Below are 14173 nucleotides of genomic sequence, written 5' to 3'. Positions count from 1 at the left end.
GAAACCGCAACGGAAACCGAAACCGCAACGGAAACGGAAACCACTACGGAAACCGAACCGGCTACGCCGACGGATGATCCCGAGACGACCACTCCCGCTGATCCTCCGAACTCGGATCAATCTCCTGGCGAGACCGATGAGGAAGAAGATCCGGAGACCGGAAGCTCCGCTGGCTCGATGCTCCCGCTGTTGATCCCGCTACTCGCACTGGGTAGCAGCAATGTCGGAAGCGCCGGCGCGCCGAAGGCCCCGAGTGCGCAAGCACCCGCTGTCCAGAAGCCGATGGATCCGCCGGCAGCTGCCAAGGCCAAGGGCGTAGCCCCGAAGCCTCAATCTGCTAAGCGAACCGGGGTACTGGCTAACACTGGGACCCACACTGGCCTACTTAGCTTGATTGCTTCGCTCTTCATGAGCCTCGGTATGTTGCTTCTGTTCGCGTCCAAGCGTCGCGGAATCTAACCAGGTAATTGCCTTAAGGGCACGAACCTACTGAAAGGCCTCCAGGTAACTGGGGGCCTTTTCTCATGCCCGAGATGAAGCGCTTCGGGGGTTTAAAGAGCAAAAGCGTCGCTGCTGTAGGAGTGACACCGGGGGATTTGTTTTTGTTTTAGGTGTTCCACCTGGCCGGACTAGATGGTGTGTCTTGCTGGTTTTTTACGGGTGTTAACTCTGTGATTGTTTTATACCGGGCTGAGTCAGCAAGAGTAGTTGATGACGAAAGAGATGAACTGAGCCCAGGGCGTGGATTGTGCGGCAGCTCCGTGCGGTCGTGGGTCTGCGTTGTTGTGTGTCTACCGGGCATCGTGGGGTTGTCTCTTGCAGCAGAGGAAAGCACACCAAGTCGCGGCTATCACGTGCACCATTTCCGTGGGTTAAGGAAATAATGGGTCATATCACGCACTAAACCTTATAACAGCCCGATTTGCAGGAGGTGAACAGCGGAAAATCTCAAAACAGACACACATTTTGCTACTCAACCCCTACGTAACCCGACGTTGCGAACAAAAAGTCCCGCAGGCCAGCTAAGACCTGCGGGAAACTGTGTTAGGGGTTTAGCAGTCGAAGTACATCTCGAACTCTTGGGGAGTGGGACGCAAACGGACCGGGTTGATCTCATCGTCGTATTTCATGGAAATGTAGGTATCGATGAGGTCGTCGGTGAAGACGTCACCCTCGGTGAGGAAGTCATTGTCTTCGGCCAATGCGGCCAGCGAGGCTTCGAGGGAAGTGGGGGCCTGTGGGATACTGGCAGCTTCTTCCGGAGGAAGCTCGTAGAGGTCCTTATCGACCGGGGCGTGAGGTTCAATACGATTCTTGATGCCATCGAGGCCGGCCATCATCATGGCAGCAAAACCGAGGTACGGGTTGCCGGAGGGGTCCGGAGCGCGGAATTCAATGCGCTTAGCCTTCGGGTTCGATCCGGTGATCGGGATACGCACGGCAGCAGAACGGTTACGCTGCGAGTACACTAGGTTGATCGGTGCTTCAAAGCCGGGCACTAGGCGGTGGTATGAGTTCAAGGTCGGGTTGGTGAATGCCAATACCGCACCAGCATGGTGCAAGATCCCGCCGATGTAATAGCGGGCGATATCCGAGAGACCGGCGTAACCGGACTCATCGTGGAATAGCGGCACACCGTCCTTCCACAGCGACTGGTGAGCATGCATACCGGAACCATTGTCGCCAGCAAGTGGCTTAGGCATGAAGGTAGCGGTCGTACCAGCGCGGAAAGCAGCTTGCTTCACCACATACTTGAAGGTTTGCATATCATCGGCGGCGTGCAGCAGGGTATTGAACTTGTAGTTAATTTCCTGCTGGGTGCCCGTGCCGACCTCAGGGTGGGCGCGTTCAATCTCGAAGCCCAAATCGGCCAGGATGAGGGTCATCTCATCGCGCAGGTCTTCATACATATCCTGCGGGCCGCATTGACCATAGCCTCCCTTGAGGCGGGTCTTATAGGCGCGGTTGGGGCTAATGCCATCAATGGCGGTGGCTTCGCCGCGGTTCCACCAGCCGGCATCAGAATCAAGGTGATAGCCGGAGGAGTTCACGCCAGTGTGGAAGCTGGCTTTTTCGAAGAGATAAAATTCCGGTTCCGCACCGAAGTAGCAGGCATCAGCGATGCCGGTGGAGGCGAGGTACTCCTCGGCTTTACGCGCAACATTGCGCGGGTCGCGGGAGAAGGGCTCGCGGGTGAAAGGATCGTGCACAAAGAACTTCATGTTCAAGGTCTTTGCGGCGCGGAAGGGGTCCAGACGGGCAGTAGCCACATCTGGGAGGAGGTTCATATCCGACTCATCGATGCTTGTGAAACCACGCACGCTGGAGCCATCAAAGCCCAGGCCTTCTTCGGCGGTTTCTTCAGTGAAGAGGTGCGCCGGAATGGTGATCCTTTGCTCGGTGCCGGGAACGTCCGTGAAGCGCATATCGAGGAACTTGACGTCCTCGTCTTTCATAAACTTGATGACGTCGGCTACGGACTCGAAGGCCATACAGGGGCTCCTTAGCGGGGGAGATGTGCTCTAAAGGATGTGTAATTATGTCGGGCAGAGGAATCGCCCTAGGCGAGAAGAGCTAGACGTCGAAGGCGAGGATCATCACTGCTGGTGCACACTTTACTCGTCTTTCTGTCGCGCTATCAAAAATCGCATGGGGTAAAGGTGTACACCCCGCCGAGCGAATCCTTGAATTCACCCCTTCCTCGGCTACGATCTAGCACCATGAGTAAGCAGCAGAGGCGTAGTTGGCTGGAAGGCCCGCAAATTCCCGCCGAGTTCGATGGCACCGATACCCATAGCCGTTGGCCAGGGGAGAAGCTGGGGCTGCCGAAGACGGGGATAGGGTCCTTGGCTTCCGTGCTGCGCCGCTGCGCTGGAGTGTTGATTGATTGGTGGATCTGTTGGTTCGCCGCGATCCTGATTCACCAATTCACGGATATCTTCGGTGGGGTGGCCTTCTTGGCCTTGGTGTTTTTTGTGCTGTTGGGCACCATCTCGGTGGCACTTTTTGCCCGCACCCCGGGGCAAGCTGTGCTGGGAATGGGGGTCGCCCGCATTGATGAGGGTGGGGCCCCAGTGGGGCTGGTGCGTGCTTTCTTCCGTTCGATACTAACGATCTTTGTCTTCCCGGCCATTGTTGTGGATGAAGACGGGCGAGGTATGCACGATCGGTTTACCAGCACCACTGTGATCCGTGGGTGACCTACCCTACGTGGGGTACGACGATCTCGGCCCAGGCGTGCCCAATTAAATCATTAGATATAGCAGCATCTGTGCGGCAATAATCTTGGCGATCATGGAGATGGGATACACAGCGGTATAACCCATCGCAGGCAGATCATTACGGGTGAGGTCAGAGACATAGCTGAGCACCGCGGGGTGGGTTTGCATGCCGGCGACCAAACCAGCGGTCTCGCCATAGGGAAGCTTGAAGACTTTATGGCCGATGACCAGCACACTCATGGTGATAGCGAAGGTGACGATCGCGCCGGCGCCGATGATGGTTAAGGACGCAGGGTCGCTGAGGGCGTCGCGGAAACCAGCGCCGGCGGTGGTACCGATTGCAGCTAAAAAGAGCGTGATGCCGAGCTGGCGCAAGGCCAGGTTGGCGCCATAGGGGACCTGCCAGACGACTTTGCCGGTACGGCCGATCGCGCCGAGGGCGAGGGCGACGACCAGGGGACCGCCGGCGCTACCCAGTTTCAGTTCGGAACCGCCGGGCAGCGGAATGCCGATCATGCCGACCAGCACGCCGAGGGTAAGGCCAAGTACCAGCGGGAAGAGGTTCACATCGGAGAGGCGGCGATAAGAGTCGCCCATTTGGCGGGTGACTTTGCCGATGCGTTCATGTGGGGCGACCACGCGGACGCGGTCACCGAGCTGCAGGACCGTATCCGGGGTGGCCACCATATCGGCGTCACCGCGGCGCACACGGGTAATCAACATGCCGGAAAGGTGCGGGCGCAGCTTCGCTAGCGGAATACCCACCATATCCGGGTTGGAGACGAAAATGCGACGATAATCCAAGTCGTGGCCGTGGAAGGGATCACCCGGGGCCACCTCACCGAGCTGGCGGGCAGTGGCTTCCAGCTCCTCGACAGTACCGACCACGCAGAGCACATCGCCGCGGGTTACACGCGTGCCGGGGCCGGCGAGTTCCTGCTCACCATTACGTTCAATACGCGACACGATGATCTCGCGACCAAGGTCGCCGGCGAGGTCAATGACCTGGCCAAGATCATCGCGGTCGACGCGGATACGCCAGGTATAAAGCTCATGGACGGCGACACCGGCGTCCTCAGCTTCCGCGGTGTGGTCGATGCGGAAAACCTTCGCCATGATCGCCACACAAAGAATCACGATCAGTACGCCCAGCGGATAAGCCAAAGAGTAGGCGACCAGCGGGAGACTCTTGAGGGTTTGGAGTTCGGCGTCGTCGTGGACCAGCGAGGGCAGCGAGTTGACGATCGCCGCCATAGCGGGGGTGTTGGTGGTGGCACCAGTGAACATGCCGGCGCCGGAAACACCATTCAGCTTAAAGAGGTGCACCAACCCATAAGTGACGCCACTGGCGATCAAAATGCCGCCAATGGCGAGAGTGTTGGTGCGCAGCCCCTTGGCTTTGAGGGTGCGCAGGAAGTCCGGTCCAGCTTCCAAGCCAATCGTATAAACGAAGAGCGCCAAGCCAATGATGTAGACCATGGAGGGCACTTGGATGCCTGGTTGGATGGCAGCCAAACCCAAACCTACAAAGAGCACGGCGGCGACGCCAAGCTGGAAGCCGAAAATCTTGAAACGGCCTAATAGTAGGCCGAAGGCCATGATGATAAGGAGAGCTAAAAGTGGGTTCTCCACGAGGATATTCACGCTTCCCATGCTTCCAGATCTGGACGAAAGAACACAGTTAGGAAGACGTTAAACGCCCCATATCCGCAGCTAGAAACAACCTGGGTCACAGGGTTGATTAGTGACCGCCACATTCGGGGGCCACCGCAGGGGGCGGATGGGGCGTTATGCCTGCTTAAGGCAAACACTGGCGGGGAAGGGGGAAGCGCGAGTGTGCTGTGGGGCTACCCCCACTCTTGCCCGCCTGTTGTGGGGTATCCGCCGGTACTCCGGGATGGGGAAGTGTGCCGGGTGACACCCCAAGGCAGAGTTAGGGGCTTAGCCTTTTTGCTTGCGCTCTGCGTGGCGGCGGGCGCGACGGTTCATGCCCGTCATCTTTGCGCCCTTCGGTAGTGGGCCCTTGGGCAGCCCCGGGGCGGCACTGCTGCCACCGGCGACGCTATCCATAGCCTCAATCTTCGAGGCGATGGCGTACACTTCGTCCTTCTTATAGTTGCGGGGAAGCTTCAGCAATTCGCGCTGCAGGTTCTTCAAGGGCACTTCATCTTCAGCCTTGCCGGCATACATCTCGTAGATCGGCACTCCACCGGAGATGCGGTTCAGGCGTTTCTTCTGCTGCGCCATCATGGGTTTGACGCGGTGGCGTTCACCTTCGCCGACCAAAACGATGCCGGGGTTACCAATCACGCGGTGCACGGCATCCATATGGGTGTTAGCGGCGACAGCGGTCTTGGTGTGCCAGACGATGCCAACGGAGTTCTTCAGGTTCTCTAAGGCCCAGCCAGCGGCACCTGGGGTGTCCTCGGCTTTGTCGTACATCGAGGTTTCCAGGCGGCGGGTAAAGAGGTACATCGCCAACATGAAACCAAGGGCAAGACCAAGTGGCAGCATGAACCACTGGCCATTAAAGAGCATGCCGATGAGGAAGAAGAGCGCGCCCACACCAATAATCGACGCGAGCATGATCGGGATAAGTGCCTTGTCCTGCTTGCGTTGAAGGTTGAACGCTTGCCACAGCTGTGAGCGGGTCTGCTTCCGCCGGGCACGCTTGGCGGCCCGTTCCTGCTTCTTCGCTTCCTTGCTTGCCTGCTTAGTGCTGTCTGCCATGTGAAATAACTCTAGTTCCTTTAGATAATAATGCACGCCAACAGGGGGCCCTTGGTGCTCCGCGAGGAGATCCAGTGGGCCCCCTTAGTACTTAGTGATTGACAGTGCCTGGGGTTATGGAGAGTTTAAATTAGCAACCGCTGCGCACACTGGTGGCCGTCGAAGGTTGCACCGGCGTGTCCTGGGAAGCACCATATTTCTCCAAGAGGGTAGAGGCTTCCTGGGCGGTGGTGCCCTTAGAGGTTTCAGCAAGGTGCGCGAGGTTCTCCGGCAACTCACGGCCATGGAAGGCCATCGCTTCGGCCCAGAGCTTGCCGGCACGATAAGAAGAGCGCACCAAGGGGCCAGACATCACCGCGGCGAAACCAAGTTCGCGGGCATAGTCAGCGTGCTCGATGAACTCTTCGGGCTTTACCCAACGATCGATGGGGTGATACATCGGGCCGGGGCGCAGATACTGCGTGACGGTGACAATATCGCAGCCAGCATCATGCAGGTCACGCAAGGATTCGCGGATCTCTTCGGGGGTTTCGCCCATGCCTAAGATCAAGTTGGACTTGGTGATCAACCCATAATCGCGGGCCTGGCGGATGACATCCAAGGAGCGGTCATAGCGGAAAGCCGGGCGGATGCGACGGAAAATACGCGGCACGGTTTCCAGGTTGTGGGCAAAAACTTCCGGTTCTGCGGAGAATACCTCTTGGAGCAGATCTGGTTTGCCGGAGAAGTCTGGGACCAGGTTCTCCACGCCGGTGTGCGGGTTCATCTTGTGGATTTGCCGCACCACCTCGGCATAGAGCCAGGCACCTTCATCTTCAAGATCATCACGGGTCACGCCAGTGATGGTCGAGTAGTTCAGACCCATCTCTTTGACGGATTCCGCCACGCGGCGTGGCTCATCCGGGTCCAGTGGTTCTGGTTTTGCGGAGTTGATCTGGCAGAAGTCGCAGCGACGCGAGCAATTAGCCCCACCTATGAGGAAGGTGGCTTCGCGGGATTCCCAACATTCGTGAATATTGGGGCAGCCAGCTTCCTGGCACACGGTGTGCAAACTAGCGCCGGACACGCGCTTTTTCATGTCCTGGTATTCCGGGCCGGTTTTCACGGCGGTGCGGATCCAGCGGGGCTTACTCTCGATCGGGGTTTGCGCGTTGCGCACCTCGATGCGGAGTAGTTTGCGTCCTTCGCGTGTAGTCACGGGTTTATACCGTACCCTTCGATCGTTGGTCGCTATGGTCTCGGCGCGCACGAGCCTGAGCAGGCAGCCCCTTGGTGGGGTCCGGCGCGGAGGCGAAAGTGTGGTCAGCAACCGCTAGTTCGCCTTCTAAAGCCTGCACTAAAGCATCTACCAGCGGGGCGGTCATGTCCTCGACACTAATGTCTCGGCCTAATTCCTTTGTCATTGTTGTTACCCCCGCATCGGAAATACCGCAAGGCACAATGTGCTCGTAGTACTCCAGGGTGTTATCGCAATTCAGCGCTAAGCCGTGCATGGTAACCCCGCGGGTAATGCGAATTCCCAGGGCAGCGACCTTGCGGTCCGGTGGTACCCACACCCCGGAACGACCATCAATCCGCCCAGCATCTTTAATGCCAGCATCGCGGCACACCTTGATTAAGGCTTCTTCTAAGCGGCGTACATAGTCCACCACGTCAACCGGGTCAGCCAGTTTGATGATGGGATATGCCACCAACTGTCCGGGGCCATGCCAGGTGATTCGGCCACCGCGATCCACATCCACCACCGCTAAACCATTGGTGGGGAGGTCTTCGGGTTGGGTGCGTTTCCCGGCGGTGTACACGCTGGGGTGGGTCAAAATCAGGATGGTATCGCCAATGCTCCCCGCCGCCCGATCAGCAGCAAGGGCTGCTTGGGTATCCCACGCTTCGAGGTAGTCGACTTCGCCTAGATAACGGATATCGACGGAATCCTTCGAAGCGCGGATGGATCGGTCAGCGGGGAAGAAAGGTTCGCGCGGAGCGTTGGACATTAGTCGACGCCGTTGGCCTTCGCGTACTCCTCGGCGGTCATCAATTCACCAGCTTCGGTGACCTCGACCTCAAACAGCCAGCCCTCGCCGAAAGGATCGGAGTTGATGACGGAGTAATCATCATGCACGGCATCATTGACGGCGGTGACGGTGCCAGATACCGGGGAGTAGAGATCCGAGACGGACTTGGTGGATTCCACTTCGCCGCAGGTTTCGCTGTGGGTGACGCTATCGCCGACCTCCGGGAGTTCCGCGAACACAACTTCGCCGAGGCGTTCAGTGGCTACCGAGGTGATGCCCACGCGCACAATCTTGCCGGCGGCATCTTCAGCGGTGGCGTTAATCCACTCGTGGTCCTCGGAGTAGGTGTAGTCATTAGGAAGCGAGCTCATCTTGGGTGAGGTGTCCTTTCATCTGAGCACCCCACAGGACCTTCTAGTTGGCTGATCGCCGTTTGTGCGGGGTCCGGTGGTGCTGCTGGGGCTGTATAAAAAGTTGTAGTTCGGCTGCGAGGCCAGCGCGTAGCAACCATGAAGTTTGGTACTACTTCTGACCCAGCAGTCTAGCGTGTGCGCTGCGAAATGAGGGATTAGCGCTTCGCGGGCTGGTGCCTCGGGGACTAGCGCTTCTTGCTGTAGAAGGGCGTATCCACAATTTCGACGTCGTACATGCGGCCGCGGATATCTACCTTCAGCTTGGTGCCGGTCTCAGCGTGCTCCTTGTCCACAAAGGCTAAGGCCACCGGGTACCCCAGGGTGGGGGAGGGGAGGCCACTGGTGACGATACCGATGGCTTCGCCGCCTTCCTCGAGGAAGAGCTGTGCATCCTTGCGGGCGGCGCGGCGACCGAGGCCTTTAATGCCCACCAGCTTGCGTTTGGCATCTTCCTTGCGGCGATCCAAGGCTTCGCGGCCAACGAAGTCGCATTCCTTCTTGCCGCGCAGCACACCGAGGCCTACATCATGGGGGCACCGCTCAACACTCAACTCATTGCCATAAAGCGGCATACCAGCTTCGAGGCGCAGGGAATCGCGGGAAGCCAAACCACAGGGGATCAACCCGCCTTCGTGCTTATCTGCGCACTCCAGGAGCGTGTCCCAGAGTTTTTCGGCATCGGCGTTGGTGACATAAAGCTCAAAGCCATCTTCGCCGGTATAGCCGGTGCGAGCTACCAGTGCGCGGATGCCAGCCACCTCTAAGGGGGCTGCGGAGTAATACTTCATATCGCGCAAGAATTGCTTGTCATCGGCGTCCTCAATGAGGCTTGCCACAATGTCTTCCGAGGTTGGGCCCTGCACAGCCACCAACGCGGTATCTCCGGATTCATCGGAGACCTCCACGTCGAAACCTTTGGCGCGTTTTTGGAGCTCTTCTACCACCGTGGTGGTATTGCCGGCATTAGGAACAACCAGGAATTCCTGCTCACCGAGGCGGTAACTAATCAGGTCATCGAGAATTCCGGCGTCCTCATCGAGCAACATGGAGTACTTTGCTTTACCTACTGCCAAGGGCGACATGGTGGAGAGCAGGGCATAGTCGAGGAATTCGCCGGCCTGCGGACCACACACCCTGACTTCGCCCATGTGCGAGAGATCGAAAAGACCCGAGGCGTTACGCACAGCCCGATGCTCCTCGAGCTCGTTTTGGTACTTCAGCGGCATATTCCAGGGACCGAAGGGGGTGAAGCTAGCGCCGAGTGCCTCATGTCGGGCATGCAGCGGGCTGGTCTTCAATTCGCTCATAAAGTGTTCTCCTTCAAAGAAAGTCAGTGGTGCGAGATAAACGAACTACAAAAGCAGTGAGAAGCGGGATCTAGAAGCGCCACCGGCAGGCACCCCGCACGCCTACCGCCTAGGTGGTCCACGCGGAGCGCCACAAGTCGGCCATCGCCGGGCGCCTTAGCTCTCGGGATCTTCAAAAGCCTCCGGCGGTGGGCAAGAGCACACCAGGTTGCGGTCACCATAGGCCTCATCGAGGCGACGTACCGGCGGGAAGTACTTCCACTCGCGCAGCTCCGCCACCGGATACGCCGCTTGGCTGCGGCTGAACTGGTAGTCCCACTCATCCGCAATCACCGAGGCTGCGGTAAAGGGCGCCTGGTGCAGCAGCGAATCCACATACTGCACTTTGCCATCAGCAATCTCCTGGATTTCCGCACGAATGGACTTCATGGCACTAATAAAGCGATCCAATTCGGCCAGGTCCTCAGACTCAGTGGGCTCTACCATTAAGGTGCCGGTCACCGGGAAGGACAAGGTGGGGGCGTGGAAGCCGTAGTCAATCAGACGCTTGGCCACATCTGTGGCGCTGACCTTGCACTCATCAGTAATAGGGCGCAGGTCCAAGATGCACTCATGTGCCACCAACCCATTGTCGCCGCTATAAAGCACCGGGAAGGAATCATGCAGTTGCTTCGCCACATAGTTTGCGGCCAAGACCGCCACCGCGGTGGCTTGACGTAAGCCCTCCGGGCCAGCCATGGCAATATAGGACCAGGCAATCGGCAGCACCCCAGCAGAACCATGGGCAGTACCAGCCACCGGCACACCATGCTCATAGGGCACCGGAGAATGCGGATCCACCGAAGGATCAACCGGATCACTCGGCAAGAAGGGAACCAGGTGCTCGGCCACACACACCGGGCCAATACCGGGGCCACCGCCACCATGCGGGATGGTGAAGGTCTTGTGCAGATTCAGGTGCGAAACATCGCCACCGAATTGGCCGGGCTGCGCCACTCCAGTTAAAGCATTGTGGTTCGCGCCATCGATATACACCTGGCCACCGGCATCATGCACCAGCTTGCACACCTCACGGACGGTATCTTCAAACACACCGTGCGTGGAGGGGTAAGTGATCATAATGGCGGCCACATGCTCACCATGCTGCTCCAGCTTCGCCTTCAGATCCTCCACATCAATGGATCCATCCTGGGCGGTTGCCACTACCACTACGCGCAGGTGCGCCAAGGTCGCGCTGGCCGCGTTCGTGCCGTGCGCGGATTGCGGGATTAAACAAATATCGCGTTGATCATCCCCGCGGGAAAGGTGATAGCGGCGGATCGCCAATAGCCCAGCCAGCTCACCCATGGAACCAGCATTCGGCTGCACACTCACCTTCGCATAGCCGGTGATGGCGGCCAACCATTCTTCGGTTTCGGCAATCAGATCACGCCATCCATGGGTGAAACGCTCCGGGGTGTAGGGATGCACATTGGCAAACCCAGGCCAAGAAATAGCTTCCAGCCCGGCAGTGGGGTTCAACTTCATGGTGCACGAGCCCAGCGGAATCATGCAGCGATCCAGCGCCAAATCCTTATCGGCGAGCACCCGCAGGTAGCGCAGCATCTGGGTTTCCGAATGCAGGCTATTAAAAATGGGGTGCACCAGCGGGGTTTCCTCGCGGCGCGGCAACTCCACCACCGGGACGTCCACAGAAGCATCCGGTACCTGCGCACCACAGGCACCCAAGAGCACGCTGAGGTCCTCTTCGGTGGCGGATTCACCAAAGGCCACGCACAGCCCATGCTCATCGAGGACGCGCACCAGGTAGCCATTCTCGGCCAAATCATCAGCCACGGCCTGCGCGGAACCCGGTAAGGTCACCGCCACGGTGTCAAAGAACACCTCATGTTTCACCGAAGCGCCCTCGATGGAACGCACCCCGGCGGCAAAACGTGTTGCGAGGTCATGGCAATGCTCCGCAATCGCCTTAAGCCCCTTCGGGCCGTGATAGCAGGCATACATGGAGGCAGTAACCGCCAACAATGCCTGCGCGGTACAAATATTCGAGGTCGCTTTCTCGCGGCGAATATGCTGCTCACGAGTTTGTAGGGCCAAGCGATAGGCTTCCTTACCCTCAGCATCCACCGATACACCCACCAAACGCCCAGGCAGTTGGCGGCGCAGCTTATCTGTTACCGCCATGTAGGCGGCATGCGGGCCACCAAAAAATAGCGGCACACCGAAACGCTGTGAAGAACCCAGCGCAATATCCGCACCCAACTCACCCGGGGAGGGCAGCAGCATCAGGGCTAGCGGATCAGTGACCACCGCGGCTTGCCCACCTCGGGAATGAATCTCATCAATAATCGGCTTCGGGTCGGTGATATCACCTTCGGTACCGGGGTAAGCGATAACCACACCAACGAGGTCTTCGCCCACAATCCCTTCACTGAGGTCCACAATCTCGACCTCCAAATCAATGGCACGGGCACGCTCCGCCCCCACCACCAACACCTGCGGGTGCAGACGCTCATCCAAAAGCACCTTGCGACCCTTGCGCACGGTGCGCGACATCAACCCAATCGCCTCAGCGACCGCGGTTGCTTCATCCAAAAGCGAAGCCCCCGCAATCGGCAGCCCGGTCAGCTCCGAGACCATGGTTTGGAAATTCAGCAGAGCTTCCAAGCGGCCCTGCGAAATCTCCGGCTGGTAGGGGGTATAGGCGGTATACCAACCAGCATCTTCTAACACCCCACGGCGAATCACCGGCGGGGTAATCGTGTCGTTATAGCCCTGGCCATAAAAGGCCTTCAGCACAGTGTTGCGGGAGGCATATTCTTTCAACCGCTCCTGTGCTTCAAATTCACTCAAGGGGGCTGGTAAATCCAGCGCACCTTCCAGACGAATATCCTGCGGCACTGCCGCCTCAATCAGGGCATCCAGGGAGTCATAGCCAACGCTACTGAGCATGTGCTGTTGCTCTTCCGCATTGGGCCCCAGGTGCCGGGTGAGGTAACTGGACGTTAAGGCTGGTTGGTTCATGCCTGACAGACGCTCCTTGCGCGGGGGTAAGTAGAGTACTCCCGGCGATTATATGTGCGTGTTGCGCCCCACATCGCGGATCGATCAACCGGGTGCATCACTGGGCTGAAAAACTTCCCCAAAACCCCACGCCATCCGAAGTTTCCGGTTTCCCTGCCCGGGGGTAGTGCTTTCCCCGAGACCCGCCTCCCGCAGCGGGTTGCGTCGCCATTTCCGGTACACAAAAGCCCCGGCTATGCCGTGCCAGATAATTTTTCTAGCGCGAATAGCCGGGGCAGTGTGCATGCTAGAGCTTAGAGCTCGAGGTCACCCTCAAAGTTCGCGGTCTCCAGACGATCCTTAATGGTGGTCAGGAAGCGACCAGCATCCGCACCATCGATCAGCTGGTGATCATAGGTCAGCGGCAGGAACACCATCTGGCGAACCGCAATGGCATCCGAACCATTCTCGGTCACCACAACCGGGCGCTTCACAATCGCGCCGGTACCCAGGATGCCGGCCTGCGGCGGAACCAGGATCGGGGTGTCGGATAGTGCACCTTCAGAACCAATATTGGTCACCGTGAAGGTACCACCGGAAAGGTCATTGGGCTTCAGTTTATTGTTGCGGGCACGATCAGCCAGCTCCACAATCGCCTTCGCCAACTCCGGCAGGGACTTCTCCTGAGCCTTGTGGATCACCGGGGTGAGCAGACCCTGCGGGGTATCCACCGCAATCGCAAGGTTCACATCCGGGTGGTAGGTGATTTCCTTGGTCTCGGCATTGTAGGAAGCATTCACGTTCGGGTGAGCAACCAGCGCCTCAACAACTGCCTTGCAGAAGAAGGGCAGGTAGGTCAGGTTCACACCGTGCTTCTCCTGGAAGGCCGGCTTATTAGCCTTGCGCAGTTCCGCAACACGGGTCATATCAACTTCATGCAGCTGCGTGAGCTGAGCGGAAATCTGCAGGGCCTCCAGGGTCTTCGCAGCCGTGATCTGGCGGATGCGGTTGACCTTCTGGGTGGTGCCGCGCAGCTTGGCCTTCTCCGGATCCACAGACTTGGTGGATGCCGCAGAACCCTTCGGAGCCTCAGCCTTGGAGTCAGCAGCCTTATCCTCGCTGCCATCTTCGGCGGCCTTCATCACATCCTGCTTTCGGATGCGGCCACCTACACCGGTGCCTTCAATGGTGGAGAGGTCAATGTCGTACTTCTCCGCCAGCTTGCGTACCAGCGGGGTCACATAAGGCATTTCACCGGTGGTGGAGGAGCGCTGCTCTTCCTTCTTCGGCTCAGCCTTCGGCTCGGGCTTCGCTTCCGGCTTCTCTTCCTTCTTTGGCTCCTCCTTGGGAGCTTCTTCCTTGGGCTCTTCGGCCTTCGGTTCATCCTTCTTCGGCTCGGTCTTGGCGGCGGAGCCATCGCCGATGCGAGCAATCACGGCACCAACGTCAACGGTGTCGTCTTCTTCGGCAAGGATTTCTACCAGGGT

At 58.5% G+C, this 14173-nt stretch carries 11 protein-coding genes; 2 read left to right on the top strand and 9 right to left on the bottom strand.

Features of this window, described 5'->3' with window-relative positions:
* Positions 1 to 459: hypothetical protein (locus BMZ01_RS11135; protein ID WP_425304774.1), on the top strand; the 459-nt coding region annotated here is incomplete at its 5' end.
* Between the two features lie 593 nt (positions 460 to 1052).
* On the opposite strand, the gene glnA is transcribed toward BMZ01_RS11135, so the two are convergent.
* A complete protein-coding gene (gene glnA / locus BMZ01_RS04070; RefSeq protein ID WP_092284683.1) occupies positions 1053 to 2492 on the bottom strand; it encodes a type I glutamate--ammonia ligase in 1440 nt (479 codons plus the stop codon).
* A gap of 228 nt (positions 2493 to 2720) precedes the next feature.
* On the opposite strand from glnA, the gene BMZ01_RS04065 reads away from it, so the two are divergent.
* Positions 2721 to 3200 (top strand): RDD family protein, encoded by a 480-nt coding sequence (locus BMZ01_RS04065; protein WP_092284681.1) that lies wholly within the window; start codon positions 2721 to 2723, stop codon positions 3198 to 3200.
* Between the two features lie 45 nt (positions 3201 to 3245).
* On the opposite strand, the gene BMZ01_RS04060 is transcribed toward BMZ01_RS04065, so the two are convergent.
* The 8 genes from BMZ01_RS04060 to sucB all read right to left on the bottom strand — a co-directional run.
* A complete protein-coding gene (locus BMZ01_RS04060) occupies positions 3246 to 4865 on the bottom strand; it encodes an aspartate:alanine exchanger family transporter (protein ID WP_092284679.1) in 1620 nt (539 codons plus the stop codon).
* A 297-nt stretch (positions 4866 to 5162) separates the two neighbouring features.
* A complete protein-coding gene (locus BMZ01_RS04055; protein ID WP_092284677.1) occupies positions 5163 to 5951 on the bottom strand; it encodes a DUF4191 domain-containing protein in 789 nt (262 codons plus the stop codon).
* 130 nt (positions 5952 to 6081) lie between these two features.
* Entirely contained in the window at positions 6082 to 7149 is a 1068-nt protein-coding gene (lipA, locus tag BMZ01_RS04050; protein WP_092284675.1) for a lipoyl synthase, read from the bottom strand.
* Between the two features lie 4 nt (positions 7150 to 7153).
* Positions 7154 to 7942, bottom strand: coding sequence for a lipoyl(octanoyl) transferase LipB (lipB, locus tag BMZ01_RS04045; RefSeq protein WP_092284673.1), 789 nt, complete (start codon positions 7940 to 7942; stop codon positions 7154 to 7156).
* Positions 7942 to 8334 carry a glycine cleavage system protein GcvH gene (gene gcvH, locus BMZ01_RS04040; protein ID WP_092284671.1) on the bottom strand — a complete coding sequence of 131 codons (393 nt, stop codon included), beginning with the start codon at positions 8332 to 8334 and terminating at the stop codon, positions 7942 to 7944. The genes lipB and gcvH overlap by 1 nt, the downstream gene beginning before the upstream one ends.
* Before the next feature lie 227 nt (positions 8335 to 8561).
* Positions 8562 to 9683 (bottom strand): glycine cleavage system aminomethyltransferase GcvT, encoded by a 1122-nt coding sequence (gcvT, locus tag BMZ01_RS04035; protein WP_092284669.1) that lies wholly within the window; start codon positions 9681 to 9683, stop codon positions 8562 to 8564.
* 156 nt (positions 9684 to 9839) lie between these two features.
* Positions 9840 to 12707 (bottom strand): aminomethyl-transferring glycine dehydrogenase, encoded by a 2868-nt coding sequence (gene gcvP / locus BMZ01_RS04030; protein ID WP_092284667.1) that lies wholly within the window; start codon positions 12705 to 12707, stop codon positions 9840 to 9842.
* A gap of 293 nt (positions 12708 to 13000) precedes the next feature.
* On the bottom strand, positions 13001 to 14173 hold a 1173-nt coding region (sucB, locus tag BMZ01_RS11130; protein ID WP_092284665.1), incomplete at its 5' end, for a 2-oxoglutarate dehydrogenase, E2 component, dihydrolipoamide succinyltransferase.

This window comes from Corynebacterium spheniscorum (assembly GCF_900113445.1).
Taxonomy (GTDB): domain Bacteria; phylum Actinomycetota; class Actinomycetes; order Mycobacteriales; family Mycobacteriaceae; genus Corynebacterium; species Corynebacterium spheniscorum.
This window is presented reverse-complemented; position numbering and strand designations above follow the sequence as displayed.